The organism is Arcobacter venerupis, from assembly GCF_013201665.1.
GTDB classification, from domain to species: Bacteria; Campylobacterota; Campylobacteria; order Campylobacterales; family Arcobacteraceae; genus Aliarcobacter; species Aliarcobacter venerupis.
Genome location: NZ_CP053840.1, coordinates 2,972,789 through 2,987,626, shown reverse-complemented (window position 1 = coordinate 2,987,626; position 14,838 = coordinate 2,972,789). Strand labels below are relative to the sequence as shown.

General features: G+C 26.3%; 17 protein-coding genes. 14 read left to right on the top strand and 3 right to left on the bottom strand.

All coding sequences use genetic code 11. The annotated features are described in order from the left end of the window. Positions 1-20 precede the first annotated feature (20 nt). On the bottom strand, positions 21-1,070 hold the full coding sequence (gene recA / locus AVENP_RS14795; RefSeq protein WP_128359558.1) for a recombinase RecA: 1,050 nt from the start codon (positions 1,068-1,070) through the stop codon (positions 21-23). Between the two features lie 98 nt (positions 1,071-1,168). Further along, the gene (locus tag AVENP_RS14790; RefSeq protein ID WP_128359559.1) at positions 1,169-1,366 is read right to left on the bottom strand and encodes a hypothetical protein; all 198 of its coding nucleotides are present in this window, start codon (positions 1,364-1,366) and stop codon (positions 1,169-1,171) included. A gap of 117 nt (positions 1,367-1,483) precedes the next feature. On the opposite strand from AVENP_RS14790, the gene pseB reads away from it, so the two are divergent. The 14 genes from pseB to AVENP_RS14720 are packed head-to-tail and all read left to right on the top strand — an operon-like array spanning position 1,484 to position 13,788. Beyond that, positions 1,484-2,476 carry a UDP-N-acetylglucosamine 4,6-dehydratase (inverting) gene (gene pseB, locus AVENP_RS14785; protein WP_128359560.1) on the top strand — a complete coding sequence of 331 codons (993 nt, stop codon included), beginning with the start codon at positions 1,484-1,486 and terminating at the stop codon, positions 2,474-2,476. Continuing rightward, on the top strand, positions 2,477-3,604 hold the full coding sequence (gene pseC / locus AVENP_RS14780; RefSeq protein WP_128359561.1) for a UDP-4-amino-4,6-dideoxy-N-acetyl-beta-L-altrosamine transaminase: 1,128 nt from the start codon (positions 2,477-2,479) through the stop codon (positions 3,602-3,604). It abuts the gene before it with no gap. After that, a complete protein-coding gene (gene pseF, locus AVENP_RS14775; RefSeq protein WP_128359562.1) occupies positions 3,601-4,299 on the top strand; it encodes a pseudaminic acid cytidylyltransferase in 699 nt (232 codons plus the stop codon). Before pseC ends, pseF begins: the two co-directional genes overlap by 4 nt. Continuing rightward, the gene (gene pseI / locus AVENP_RS14770; RefSeq protein ID WP_128359563.1) at positions 4,296-5,330 is read left to right on the top strand and encodes a pseudaminic acid synthase; all 1,035 of its coding nucleotides are present in this window, start codon (positions 4,296-4,298) and stop codon (positions 5,328-5,330) included. Before pseF ends, pseI begins: the two co-directional genes overlap by 4 nt. Continuing rightward, positions 5,311-6,288, top strand: coding sequence for a UDP-2,4-diacetamido-2,4,6-trideoxy-beta-L-altropyranose hydrolase (pseG, locus tag AVENP_RS14765; RefSeq protein ID WP_172664333.1), 978 nt, complete (start codon positions 5,311-5,313; stop codon positions 6,286-6,288). The genes pseI and pseG overlap by 20 nt, the downstream gene beginning before the upstream one ends. Further along, a complete protein-coding gene (locus tag AVENP_RS14760; protein ID WP_128359565.1) occupies positions 6,285-6,821 on the top strand; it encodes a hypothetical protein in 537 nt (178 codons plus the stop codon). The genes pseG and AVENP_RS14760 overlap by 4 nt, the downstream gene beginning before the upstream one ends. 9 nt (positions 6,822-6,830) lie before the next feature. Further along, positions 6,831-7,121, top strand: coding sequence for a hypothetical protein (locus AVENP_RS14755; RefSeq protein WP_128359566.1), 291 nt, complete (start codon positions 6,831-6,833; stop codon positions 7,119-7,121). Beyond that, entirely contained in the window at positions 7,121-7,822 is a 702-nt protein-coding gene (locus AVENP_RS14750; protein WP_128359567.1) for an SDR family NAD(P)-dependent oxidoreductase, read from the top strand. Before AVENP_RS14755 ends, AVENP_RS14750 begins: the two co-directional genes overlap by 1 nt. Beyond that, entirely contained in the window at positions 7,822-9,156 is a 1,335-nt protein-coding gene (locus AVENP_RS14745) for an ANL family adenylate-forming protein (RefSeq protein ID WP_128359568.1), read from the top strand. The genes AVENP_RS14750 and AVENP_RS14745 overlap by 1 nt, the downstream gene beginning before the upstream one ends. Before the next feature lie 4 nt (positions 9,157-9,160). Further along, the gene (locus AVENP_RS14740; RefSeq protein ID WP_128359569.1) at positions 9,161-10,057 is read left to right on the top strand and encodes a hypothetical protein; all 897 of its coding nucleotides are present in this window, start codon (positions 9,161-9,163) and stop codon (positions 10,055-10,057) included. Beyond that, on the top strand, positions 10,050-11,111 hold the full coding sequence (locus AVENP_RS14735; RefSeq protein WP_128359570.1) for a pyridoxal-phosphate-dependent aminotransferase family protein: 1,062 nt from the start codon (positions 10,050-10,052) through the stop codon (positions 11,109-11,111). The genes AVENP_RS14740 and AVENP_RS14735 overlap by 8 nt, the downstream gene beginning before the upstream one ends. Then, entirely contained in the window at positions 11,112-11,822 is a 711-nt protein-coding gene (locus AVENP_RS14730; protein WP_128359571.1) for a phosphocholine cytidylyltransferase family protein, read from the top strand. After that, a complete protein-coding gene (locus AVENP_RS14725) occupies positions 11,823-12,740 on the top strand; it encodes a class I SAM-dependent methyltransferase (RefSeq protein ID WP_128359572.1) in 918 nt (305 codons plus the stop codon). It begins immediately after the preceding gene. After that, the gene (locus AVENP_RS14720) at positions 12,730-13,788 is read left to right on the top strand and encodes a Stealth CR1 domain-containing protein (protein ID WP_128359623.1); all 1,059 of its coding nucleotides are present in this window, start codon (positions 12,730-12,732) and stop codon (positions 13,786-13,788) included. The genes AVENP_RS14725 and AVENP_RS14720 overlap by 11 nt, the downstream gene beginning before the upstream one ends. Here AVENP_RS14720 and AVENP_RS14715 read toward each other — a convergent pair. Next, positions 13,785-14,831, bottom strand: coding sequence for a glycosyltransferase family 2 protein (locus AVENP_RS14715; RefSeq protein WP_172664332.1), 1,047 nt, complete (start codon positions 14,829-14,831; stop codon positions 13,785-13,787). The genes AVENP_RS14720 and AVENP_RS14715 overlap by 4 nt on opposite strands. Between the last annotated feature and the right edge of the window lie 7 nt (positions 14,832-14,838).

Below are 14,838 nucleotides of genomic sequence, written 5' to 3'. Positions count from 1 at the left end.
TCCTTTGGCAGAGATATTTGTTATTCGTCTATTTCAGATGCATCTTCAAGATCATCTGTACTACTGCTAATTAGTGCATCATTAATTCCCATTGAATCAAGAATTTTTTTCTCAATCTCTTTTGCAATTTCTGGATTATCTTTCAAGAATACTTTTGAATTTTCTCTTCCTTGACCGATTTTTGAATCACCATAAGAGAACCAAGCTCCAGCTTTATCAACAATGTCAAGTTTAACACCATAATCAACTAATTCACCAGTTTTAGAGATTCCCTCACCAAACATAATATCAAACTCTGCTAATTTAAATGGAGCTGCAACTTTATTTTTTACAACTTTAACTTTTACTCTATTTCCAATTGAATTTTCACCTTGTTTAAGTGTTGCAATTCTTCTAATATCAAGTCTTATTGATGAGTAGAATTTAAGTGCATTTCCACCAGTTGTAGTTTCTGGACTCCCATAACCTGTCATTCCAATTTTCATTCTAATTTGGTTAATGAAAATTACTGTACAGTTCATTTTATTTAATAATCCAGTAATTTTTCTTAATGCTTTTGACATAAGTCTAGCTTGAACACCAACTTGTTGATCATCCATATCACCGTCAATTTCAACTTTTGGAGTTAATGCTGCCACTGAGTCAATTACAACTAAATCAACAGCACCACTTCTAATTACTGTTTCAAGTATTTCTAAAGCTTGCTCACCAAAATCTGGTTGAGAAACAAGTAAGTTATCTGTGTCAACACCTAAGTTTTTTGCATATCCAACATCTAAAGCATGTTCCGCATCAATAAAGGCACAAACTCCACCAGCTTTTTGTGCTTCTGCAATCGCATGAAGAGTAAGAGTTGTTTTTCCTGAAGATTCAGGTCCATAAATCTCAATTACTCTTCCTTTTGGTAAACCACCAACACCTAGTGCTAAATCTAGTCCTAAAGAACCTGTACTAATAGTTTCAGTTGGAACTACAACTTTATCTCCAAGTCGGATAAGTGTACCTTTACCAAATGTTTTATCTATTTGCTTTATTGCCAAGTCTAATGATTTTTTTTGATTTTCATTCATTTTATTTCCTATATTGGTATGTTCTTATTTTATGTTGGGATTTTAGCAGATTATTTATGAAGTAAAGATTTATATTACAATTTGTAATGTTTTTTATTTTAACTATTCTCTTTTTCGATTTTCTCTATTGTTTCAATAGTTTTAATATGAGAATTTACCCTTTGTTTCATAGTATAAGTTTTAATATGTTTTGCAAGTATTTTTGTATATTTTTTGTAATTTCGAGAATCCTTTTCTAAAGTTGATAATTTTTTTTGTATTTTTATAATATCAGATGGGATTGAATTATTTTGCATATTAAACAGGCCTTTTAAAAGATTTTATTAATTATTACATATACAAGATTAAAATATAAATTAAATGTAATCTTTGCTATTATATAAGTAATAAAATAAAAATAAAAGGCATTTTATATGTTTAATAACAAGAATATCTTAATAACTGGCGGAACAGGAAGTTTTGGTAAAAAATACACAAAAATTTTACTTGAAAAATATAAACCAAATAAGATTATTATTTATTCAAGGGATGAACTAAAACAATATGAAATGTCACAAGAGTATAACGATAAATGTATGCGTTATTTCATTGGAGATGTAAGAGATGGTGCAAGACTAAAAAAGGCAATGAAAGATGTTGATTTTGTTATTCATGCAGCTGCACTTAAACATGTTCCAATTGCAGAATATAATCCAATGGAGTGTATTAAAACAAATATTTATGGTGCACAAAATGTTATTGATGCAGCCCTTGATAATGGAGTTTCAAAAATCATTGCTCTTTCAACTGACAAAGCTGCAAATCCTGTTAATCTTTATGGAGCTACAAAATTAGCTTCTGATAAACTTTTTGTTGCTGCAAATAATTTAGTTGGAACTCAAGATACTCAGTTTTCAGTCGTAAGATATGGAAATGTAATAGGAAGTAGAGGTTCTGTTGTTCCATATTTTCAAAAACTATTACGTGATGGAACTACGTTTTTACCAATAACTGATGAAAAAATGACTAGATTTATGATTACTTTAGATGCTGGTGTTAATTTTGTACTTAAAAACTTTGAGAGAATGCAAGGTGGAGAGATATTTGTACCAAAAATTCCATCAATGAAAATGGTTGATTTAGCAGATGCTATGGGTCCAGATTTAGAGCGAAAAATAATTGGAATTAGACCTGGTGAAAAACTTCATGAAATAATGTGTCCTGCTGATGATAGTCATTTAACTTTTGAGTTTGATGACCATTTTGTAATAGCTCCTACAATAACTTTTACAAAAAGAAGAGATTATGATCATAATATTCTTGGTGAGAAAGGCTCAAAAGTAGTACAAGGATTTGAATACAACTCTGGAAATAATAAAGAGTGGCTAGATAAAACTGAGTTATTAAAGTTAATTAAAGAGATATAAATGAATTTTATACCATATGGAAAACAAACTATTAGTGATGATGATATTAATAGTGTAATTGAAGTTTTAAAGTCAGATTTTTTAACAACTGGCCCAAAGATAAAAGAGTTTGAAGAAGCAATTGCCAATTATTGTGGCGCAAAATATTGTGTGGCAGTTTCAAATGGAACAGCAGCTTTACATTTAGCTTCTTTAGTTTTACTTGAAAAAGATGAAAAAGTTCTAACTACTCCAAACTCATTCTTAGCAACTTCAAACTCAATTTTATATGCAAATGCAAACCCTATTTTTGTAGACATCAAAGAAGATGGAAATATAGATTTAGATTTATGTGAAGAAGAGCTAAAGAAAGACTCTTCGATAAAAGCAATTTATGTTGTTCATTTTTCTGGAAATCCAGTAAATCAGAATAAATTAAAATATTTAAAAGAAACATACAATATTAAAATATTAGAAGATTGTGCCCACTCAATTGGTGCAACATTTGAGGGAATTAAAGCGGGAAGTTGTGCTAATAGTGATATTTCTATTTTTTCATTTCATCCAGTAAAACAAATAACAACAGGTGAAGGTGGCTCAATCACTACAAACTCAAAAGAGTTATATGAAAAACTTTTACTTTTAAGAGGTCATGGAATGAGTCCAAGAGCTGATATCGCTCCTTGGCACTATGATATGATTGAACTTGGATTTAATTATAGATTAACTGATATTTCATGTGCTTTGGGTTTATCTCAACTAAAAAAGCTTGATAGTTTTTTATATCTTAGACGCTCAATTGCTAGAAGATATGATGACTTTTTTTCTAAAATAGATTTTATAAAACCTTTATATACTTTTACAAATAATAGTGCTTATCATCTGTATGTAATCAAAATAGATTTTGAAAAACTCAATATTGATAAAAAAGAGTTTGTTTTAAAAATGAGAGAGAAAAACATTGGTTTACAGCTTCATTATATTCCTATAAACAAACAACCATATTATAAAAATTTAGGGTTTGGAAATGAAATCACACCTCTTATGGATGAATATTATAAAAAAGCTATAAGTTTACCTATTTATCCAACTTTAACCCACGAAGAACAAAATTATGTTTGTGAAAAAATATTGGAAATTTTAAAATGAACAAAACAGTAGCAATTATTCCAGCTCGTGGAGGAAGTAAAAGAATTCCAAGAAAAAATATAAAACTTTTTCATGGTAAACCACTAATTGCTTATAGTATAGAAGTTGCTTTAAAATCTAAGCTTTTTGATAAAGTTATTGTTTCAACAGATGATGAAGAAATAGCTAAAATTGCTAAAGAATATGGAGCTATTGTTCCCTTTTTGCGTCCAAAAGAGTTAAGTGATGATTTTACAGGAACGGGAGCTGTTGTAAATCATGCTTTAGAGTATTTAAAAAGTGTTGGTGAAATTTATGCTTTTGTTTGCACTATTTATGCAACAGCTCCTTTTTTAGATGAAAAGTATTTAATCGAAGGTTTTGAAAAACTAAAAAACTCAAGTGCAAAAAATGCTTTTTCTTGTACATCAATGCCATTTCCAATTCAACGAACATTTAAAATCACGCAAAATGAAAGATGTGAAATGTTTTGGCCTGAAAATTTCACAAAAAGAAGTCAAGATTTAGAAGAGGCTTTTCAAGATGCTGGACAGTTTTATTGGACAAACTTGAATATTAAATCAAATGAGATTATATTTGGCAAAGACTCAATTCCCATAATACTTCCAAGATTTCTTGTTCAAGATATTGATACTTTAGAGGATTGGCAAAGGGCTGAAATTATGTACGAAGTTATACAAAAGGTAAAAGCATGAAAATAGGAAACTTTGATTTACAAAAAGATGGAACTTATATTATTGCAGAACTTAGTGCAAATCATAATGGAAGTTTACAAACAGCCCTAGAAACAATAAAAGCAGCCAAAGAAATAGGTGCAAATGCCATAAAACTTCAAACTTATACAGCAGATACTTTAACTTTAAATTGTAAAAATGATGATTTTATGGTTAAAGGTGGAACTTTATGGGATGGAAAAAGTTTATATGAACTTTATGAATGGGCAACAACTCCTTGGGAGTGGCACAAAGAGTTATTTGAGTATGCAAGAAGTTTAGATATAGATATTTTTTCAACTCCTTTTGATAAAAGTGCTGTTGATTTTTTGGAACAATTTAATCCAAGTGCATATAAAATCGCCTCTTTTGAAATAACAGATTATGAACTTGTAAGATATGTTGCAAGTAAACAAAAGCCAATTATCATTAGTACAGGAATTGCTACAATTGATGAAATTCTAGATGTTGTTAATATTTGTAAAAAAGAGGGAAATGAAAATATTGTACTTTTAAAATGTACAAGCCAATATCCAGCGCCACTTGAAGAGGCTAATTTAAAAACTATTTCAAATATGAAAGAGACTTTTGGAGTTGAGGTTGGATTTTCAGACCATACTTTAGGAGTAACAGCTCCAATAGTTGCAGTTACTTTAGGAGCAAAAGTAATTGAGAAACACTTTATTATTGATAAAAGTATTGGTGGAGCTGATTGTGAATTTTCATTGGACAAAAAAGAGTTTAAACTTCTTGTTGATGTAATTCGTGATACTGAAAAACTTTTAGGGATTGTTGATTATAGTTTAGATGAAAAAAAACAAAAACAAAGAAGATTTTCAAGAAGTCTTTATATATCTAAAGATATAAAAAAAGGCGAAAAATTCAGTCTTGAAAATATAAAATCAGTTCGACCAGGATTTGGACTTCATCCAAAATATTTAAATGAAATCTTGGGAAAAACTTCACTTAAAGATTATAAGTTTGGAGATAGAGTTGAAAAAAATACTTTTTAGATGTGATTCATCATCAACTATTGGTTTAGGGCATGTTAAAAGATGTTTGCTTTTGGCAAAAAGATTAAAAGAGTGTGATAAAAATCTAAAAATACTTTTTGCAACGCAAAATTTATATGGAAATATAAATGAAGAGATTTTAAAATCAGGATTTTCCATCTATTCTATCAGTGATAATAGTGTAAAAATGTTAGATTATTTTGTAAAAGGTTTAAGAATAAATCTTTTGATTATAGACTCTTACGATATAGATTATAAATTTGAAGAGCAAATAAAAATTCAAAATCCAACTCTAAAAATGTTAAGTTTTGACGATACTATAAATCCCCATAAATCAGATATGGTTTTAAATCATGGAGTTCAAGCCCAAGAAAAAGAGTATAAAAAATTACTTCCTAAAAAAACAAAACTATTTTGCGGAAGTGAATATACACTTTTACGTGATGAGTTTTTGGAGACTAAAAAAACAAAAGTTACACGAAATAGTGTTGCTATTATTTTAGGTGGAAATGATGTTTTAAATCTCTCTTCAAAAATTGCTAGTTTACTTTTGGAAATTAACAAAAAATATAAAATTACAGTTATAACAACAAGTGTAAATCCAAATATTAAAGAGTTAAAAGAGAATAAAAATATCGAACTTTTAGTTGATATAAATAATATGGCTTCGGTAATTGCAACAAAAAGTTTGGTGATAACTGCAAGTGGAGGAACTTTATTTGAAGTTTTGGCTTTAAAGAAAAAGTTTATAAATATTGAAGTTGCCTCTAATCAAAAAGTTGTAGATAAATTTTTGAAAAATAAAGGCATAAAAACAACAATAAAAGCCAAAGATTTAACAAAAGAAGTTTTAAAAACTAAAATAGATTATGTAAAAAAAAGTAATTGTTATAAAAAATTAACTCTAAAATTTGCAAAAAATAGATTGGTAAAAAAGATACTTAAAGAGTTAAAATGAAAATAGTTTTTAAGAATTATTCTACACTAAATGAACAAGAGTCTTTTGAAATATTAAATATTAGAAACAGAGATTTTATCAGAAAAAATATGATTACAAATGAAATCATAAGTTTAGAAAATCATACAAAATGGATAAATTCTTTAAAAAATAATTCAGATAAAAAATATTTTGCAGTGCTTAAAGAAAATGAAGTTTTAGGTTCTTGCTCTTGGGTGAAAGAAAAAGATGAATTTACTTGGGGAATATTTTTTAAAGAAGAAGTAAATCCAATAATTTCATCTTGTTGTGCTTATCTTTTTTTAGATAATTGTTTTTTTAATAACAAAATAAAAAAAATAGGTTCTTTAGTAAAAAAAGAAAATAGCATTGCTTTTAGTTTTAATAAAAACTTTGGTTTTGAATTGTACAAAGAAAATGAAGAGTATTTTTATTTAGAATTAGAAAAACAAAAGTGGGAAAATCGAAAAAATTCGAAATTACTAAAACCAATTAAAAACTATTTAGATAAAATAGATTTTAAATTTAAATAAAGAAGAAATATGCAAGATAAAATCGAAAAAATCATAATAGAAACATTAGTTGAATTAAATGAAGAGTTGGAAAATGAATCTTTAGAAAATCCAAATTCAAAAACAAAACTTTATGGTGCAAATGGTGGTTTGGACTCTTTGGCACTTGTTAGTTTTATAACAGATTTGGAAGAAAAAATCTCAGATGAGTTTGATAAAGAGATAGTTTTAGCCGATGAAAAAGCAATGAGTGCAAAAACTTCTCCTTTTAGAAATGTTGAAAGTTTAACTTTATATATTAAATCTTTATTGGAAAACTAATGAATCAAATCATAGTTATAACTGGAACTTCTAAGGGAATTGGAAAAGCTATTGCAAACTATTATTTAGAGCAAAATGATTTTGTAATTGGCTGTTCAAGAACTGAGAGTTCAATAAATCATCCAAATTATAGACATTTTTCTTTGGAAGTTAGTGATGAAAAAGCAGTTGTAAGTATGATACGAGCTGTAAAAAAAGAGTTTGGGAAAATTGATATTTTGATAAATAATGCTGGAATTGCTTCAATGAATCATATTTTAACAACTTCTGTTGAGACAATTTCTAAACTTTTTAATACAAATTTTATAGGAACTTTTTTATTCACAAGGGAAGTTTCAAAAGTTATGATGAAACAAAAAAATGGAAAAATTGTAAACTTTACAACAGTAGCAACTCCCCTTAGACTTGAGGGTGAAGCTGTATACGCTGCAAGTAAATCAGCAATTGAAAACTTCACCCAAACGGCTTCAAAAGAGTTAGCACCTTTTAATATAACTATAAATGCCCTAGGTCCAACTCCAATTGAGACTGATTTGATAAAAGCAGTTCCAAAAAATAAAATAGAAGAACTTTTAAATAAACAAACAATAAAAAGATTTGGAACATTTGAAGATATTATAAATGTAATTGAGTTTTTTGTGGATGAAAAAAGTAAATTTATCACAGGGCAAATCATTTATCTTGGAGGAGTGAATAACTAATGAACTATTTATTTGAAAAATTCAAAGAGTTTGAAACAAAAGATGCAATAGTTGTAGATGAAATCACTTACTCTTATGGTTTATTATTAGAGCAAATAAAAATTTATAAAAGCATATTAGAAAAGCAGATTAAACCCTCAAGTGTGGTGGCAATTTTGGGTGATTACTCTTTTTTTAATATTGCTTTGTTTTTTGCTTTATTTGAAAATAAAAATATCATCGTTCCAATTACTTCAACTATTTCTAAAATTCAAGATGAATATATAAGTGAATCTTTTTGTGAATACACAATTAAAACAATAAAGAGTGATTTAGATATTCAAACAATAGAACAAAATAGTTCTCACGAAATGATAAAAAAATTAAAGAAAAATCAAAATTCTGGGTTGATTTTGTTTTCAAGTGGAAGCACAGGAAAACCAAAAGCGATGATTCATAATTTAGATAATTTAATCAATTCATACAAAGATAAAAAAGCAAAATCTATGAATATGTTAGTGTTTTTAATGTTTGATCATATTGGTGGATTAAATACTTTGTTTAATGCTTTATGTATGGGTGCTTGTTTGATTATTCCAAAAAATAGAGATGCAAAAAATATTTGTGAATTAATACAAAATTATAAAATCATGGTGCTTCCAAGTAGTCCTACTTTTTTAAATCTGATTTTGATTTCAGGTGAAAATAAAAATTACGATTTAAATTCTTTACGAATGATTACTTATGGAACAGAAGCTATGCCTGAATCACTTTTATTAAAACTAAAAGAGAGTTTTCCAAAAGTAAAATTTTTACAAACTTTTGGAACAAGTGAAACGGGAATTAGTACAACAAGTTCTAAATCATCGGATTCTTTATATATGAAAATAGAAGATGCAAATCAAGAGTATAAAATAGTTGAGAATGAATTGTGGCTTAGAAGTAAAACTCAAGTTTTAGGATATTTAAACGCTTCAATGGACTCTTTTACAAGTGATGGTTGGTTTAAAACAGGTGATTTAGTCGAAGAGCTTGAAGATGGATATTTAAAAATTATTGGAAGAAGTAAAGAAGTTATAAATGTTGGTGGACAAAAAGTTCTTCCAGCTGAGGTTGAATCGGTGATTTTGTTTATGGATGAAATTGATGATTGTATGGTTTATTCTGAAGTAAATGTAATCACAGGTCAAACTGTGGTTTGTGATGTGGTTTTACATGAACCAAAAGAGAATATTAAAAAAATCATAAGACTATTTTGTAAAGATAAACTTGAAACTTTTAAGATTCCTACAAAAGTAAATGTGGTTGAAAAAACAAATTTTTCTGAACGATTTAAAAAAATTAGAATAAAGTAAAAAGATGAAAATAATAATTTTTGGAATAGGTATTGCTGGTCGAGCAATTTATCGACAATTACAATTTGAACACGAGATTGTTGGATTTATTGAGAATAATAAGAATTTGCATGGGACTTTGTATAACAACATCCCAATTTATGCTGTTGAAGAATTAAATCAATTATCGTTTGACAAAATTGCTATGAGTGGAGTATGGATTGAAAGTATGGAAAAACAACTTCTTGATTTAAATATTCTAAAAGATAAAATATGGCTTATTGAAGATAGTTCTTTAGAGTTTTCTACACATGATAGAATTGAAAACACAGATAATATTGTAAAAGAATTTGCTTTATTAATGCAAGAAAATAATATTTCATATTGTATTGAGGGTTCATCTTTATTGTGTTTATTAAGGGGACAAAATTTAAGTGATGTTCCCGATGTAGATGTTTTAATAAAATCGCAAAATGATTTAGAAAAGATTTGGAATTTAATAAATGAAAATGAATTATTAAAACAAAATCAACTTATAAAAGTAATTTATAAAGAAGATAGAATCCTTACAAAAAAAGATGAAATTGATAAAATAATAATAAAATCAAATTCAAATCCAAGCCAAACTGAACCAACAGTTTTAGATATTAATTTAGCTGTGGATATAGGTAAATATTACGTAATGGATTATGAAGCTGATTATTATTTGTATTTTAATAAAGAGTTTGTTGATGGTAAAAATTATTTTGATTACAAAGATATGAAGTTACTTATTCCTAATAATGCTCAAGAATATGTGAAATTATTATATGGTGAAAGCTGGAAAATACCAGCTAAAAAATGGTCATATAAAGATTATGGGAATTTATTAGATACACAGCAATTAATTGATTTTATAAAAAAGAACAAAACAGATGAATAAACAATATATATTTACACCAGGTCCTGTACCTATGTCAAAAAAGATTTTAAAAATTGGTTCTTTACAATTGCCTTATTTTAGAAATGAATATTTTTCAAAAATAGTTTTAGAATGTAAAAAAGATTTATTAACATTAACTAGTGCTCCAAAAGGCAGTGAAGTTATCTTTATGACAAGTTCAGGAACAGGAGCTATGGAAGCGGTTATTATGAATCTTTTGTCAAAAGAAGATAATGCAATTGTAATAAATGGTGGTGGATTTGGACAAAGATTTGTTGATATTTGTAATACTCATAATATTCCAAATTTTGATGTGAAGATTAACAAAGATGATAATATAAAGTTTGAAGAATTTAGTTCTATTCCTGCAAATGCCTTTATTGTAAATGCCCATGAAACAACTATTGGAAAACTCTATAATTTAAATAAGGTTGGACAATTTTGTAAAAAAAATAAACTTCTAAATATTGTAGATGCTATAAGTTCATTTGTAAGTGATGAAATTAATATGATAAAACATAATATTGATGCTTTGATTATTAGTTCAAATAAAGGGTTGGCACTTCCTCCTGGACTTGGGATAGTTGTTTTAAGCCCAAAAGCAGTTTCGAAATTACAAGAGATTAATTCTATATATTTTAATTTTAAATCATATATTCTTGATGTACAAAGGGGACAAACACCATTTACTCCTGCTATTTCAATAATTCTTCAATTAAATAAAAGATTACAAGAGTTAAAAAAACAAACAATTTCTAAAACTAATAAAAAAACAAAAAAACTAGCTAACTATTTTAGAAAAAATATAAAAGATTTACCTTTTGAATTTTATGTAAAAAATATGCCAAATGCAATGACCACTTTAACTCCAACTGATGGAAAATTAGCAAGTCAAATAATAAAAGATTTTGAAGAAAGATATAATATTATATTAACACCAAGTGGTGGAGATTTAAAAGAGAAATTAATAAGAGTTTCACATATGGGTAATATGAATAAAAAGTATGTTGATGTATTAATAAATGCTCTAAAACAATATTATGGGAAAATATAAATGAAAGTTTTAATAATGGCAGCTGGTATTGGTAGTAGAATTAGTAGGCATCTAAATGGACAACCAAAATGTTGTGTTAGAATAGGTGATATTGAATTAATTAGATATACGGTTGAGTTATTAAACAAAAAAGCTATAACTGATATTGCAATAGTTACAGGGTATAGTGAAAGTTTTATAGTAGATTCTTTAAAAGGATTGGAGTATAAATCATATAAAAACAATTTTTACGATGTAACAAACTCAATTGCATCAACATGGTTTGCACAAGATTTTTTAGAAGATAATGATGATTATATTATTATGAATGGAGATGTTTTTATTGAAGAAAAAGTGGTAGATTTACTTTTAAAAGAAGAAACCTCACCTTTATTTTTAAGTGATAGCTCAAGAATTGAAGATGCAGATTATAAATTTCAATGGAAAAATAATAAATTAGTAAAATTTGGAAAAGAGTTAAGTGTAGAAGAAACAACTGGCGAATATGTTGGAATTGCAAAAATCAATAAAAATGATATTTCATTTATGAAAAAAAGACTTAATGAATTAATAAGTGAACAAAAACATAATTATTGGTGGGAAGATATATTTTATAGAAGTTTAGATCAGAAAAATGTTTTTATTAAAGATATTAATGGATTATTTTGGGCTGAGGTTGATTATATTGAAGATTATGAAAGAATAAAAATTTATTTAGAGCGAGATAAATAGATGGATAAATTAAACCTAGAATTAATAGAAGCAAAAAAAAGATTAGTAGCTATAGAAGAAGAAAAAAAAGCTTTAGATGAAGAGTACAAATTTTTACAAGATAAAATTCATTTATATTTTGATAGTGATGAGTATGATACAGATGAAACGCAAAAGTATATAATTGGTGATTTTTGGTCAAAAGCTTATAAAAACTATAAAGATGGTGGATATATAACAAATGATGAATATATCTCAAAAGTCAGATTTAGTTATGAAGTTAAAGAATTAGAAACAATTATAAAAGAGAATATAAAAAATAAATCAAGAGCTTTGGATATTGGTTGTGGGAATGGAAGATATACTAAAGAGTTTGCAAAATTATTTGATAATACCGTTGGTATTGATTTATCGCAAGAGAGAATTATTCAAAATAATCAAGAAAATCAAAATCCTAACATAAATTATATATATGAAAATTTTATGACTATGAAAAAAGATGCTTTAGGTAAATTTGATTTTGTTTTTGTAGGTGATATTTTTATGTACACACCTGCTAATGATGTTGAAAATGTTTATAACAATCTTTTAAAATTGCTAAATAAAGATGGTTTTTTGGTTATTCGAGAGAGCACTTTAATTCATGGAAATAATGATTGGAAATCAAAAGGTTATGTGGCATATTATAGAAATGTAGATTTTTATAAAAGTGGTATTTTTGAAAAAACATTTGTAAATCTATATCGAAATTATGGTTATAGTTTATATTATTTGGATAAATATTTTAATATTTTTAAAGATGCAAGAAAAAATGTTGAAAATAATCCTTTTTTACTTAAAGATATTGTTCCAAAATTTGTTGATAAATCATTGAAATCTAGCCATTTTTATTTATATTTAGAAAAGAGTTTGTATAAAGGTAAAATGGATGAAAAATAATGTTATCGATTTTGTGATACCTTGGGTTGATGGAAATGATTTGGAATGGAAAATAGAGTTTAATAAATATGTGCCTAAAAATAAATTACTTAATTCAGAAGATAGATTTAGAGATTGGGATAATTTACAATTTATTTTTAGAAGTTTTGAGAAATGTACCCCTTGGGTTAATAAAATATATCTTATTACATATGGGCATTTACCTAAATGGTTAAATATTCACCATGAAAAATTAGTTATTATTACTCACAAAGATTATTTAGAGAAAAGATATTTACCAACATTTAGTTCTCATCCTATAGAAATAAACTTACATAAAATTGAAGGATTAAGTGAAAAATTTGTTTACTTTAATGATGACCTTTTTATCCTAAAACCTCTAAGTATAGATGAATTTTTTAAGAATAATTTACCTGTAGATTTTGCTATATCAAATATAATGCATGATGGAATCATTTCACATATTGTAATGAATGATATAGATATTATAAATAAAAATTTTAATAGACATGTTGGAGATAGATTGACAAAAAGAGGAATAATTTTAAAGAATTTTTTTAAATGGTTTAATTTAAATTATGGAATCTATTGTTTCCCAAATTTACTTTTATTATATTGGAAAACATTTACAGGATTTTTAATAAATCATTATCCTCAACCATTTTTAAAGTCAACATTTTATGATCTTTGGACTAAAGAAGAAGAATTACTTATTCAAACATCTTTATCAAAATTTAGAGATAATAGTGATGTCAATCAATATCTTTTTAGATATTGGCAATTAGTTAGTGGAAAGTTTTATCCAGGAAATATTAATAATATGATTAACCATAGAAAATATATTGAATTAAGAACCACGAATGATGCAGTAAAAATTGCACAGGATATAAAAAATAGAACATATAAAATATACTGTATTAATGATTCCACATCAAAAGGAAGATATACTAAAGAAACTATGAGTGATAAAGATTTTAACTTTTCTAAAACTATTTTAAATAAAGCTTTACTAGAGATATTCCCTGAAAAATCAAGATTTGAAATTTAAATCTTAAATGTTAAAATCTTACTTTCTGGGATATTGAAAGTTTTTATTAAATATTTTTTAATCTCCTTTTCTTTACCCAAGACACTAATTAGAATGTATTCAAAATTTAAAGATGATAATAAATTAGTTCCATATAATTTATCATGTATTATATTTTCATGATTTTGATCGATAATGTGAGTAATATTATTTTCATATTTATTGTAAATAATTTCTCCTATATTACCATATCCGTAAAGTACAAATTTTTTCTTATCTAAATCGTATTCCTGACATTGTAAATACAAATTATTTAATAGTCTAGTAAATAGTGAATTATTTGTTTTATTGTAGCTATTTAATCGTGTAAAAGAGTATGAATTAAATATATCACTAGAATCTTGTGTATATTTTGATTGAATAAATATATCTTCAATTCTAGCAATAATATTTTGACTTTCAGCTAATCCTCCACTTATAAAATTAGCTATGGCAAAATTTAAGTATTGAAATTTATAGTTTTTTATATAACATTTAAGGACAAAATCATAATCCCCTGCAATTCTAAATTCAGTTGAAAACTTTATTTGTTTCATGATAGATGTTTTTGTAAATAACGTCTGATGATAGCAAAACATATTTTGCATTGGATAATTAATTAATTGTTGTTTGTGATAAGTTTTTTCGTCATTTTCAATATAATATATATCACCAGAAATAAGATCTGTATCATTCTTTAGGCTTTTTATCACATTTAGAATTGTATTATTTTCACAAAAACTATCACCTGCATTCATAAAATTAATCCATTCTCCTGTTGCAACATTAATGCCTTTATTCATGGCATCATAAATTCCAGTATCAGGTTCACTAATCCAATAAGTGATGTATTTTTCATATTTCTTTATAATATCAACAGTTTTATCAGTACTAGCACCATCAATAATTATATATTCAATATTTGGATAATCTTGTTCTATGATACTCTTAATAGTTTGTTCAAGATATTCTTGTGCATTATAAGTTACTGTTACAATGGTTACTTTTGTTTTATTTGTATTCATTTTTATA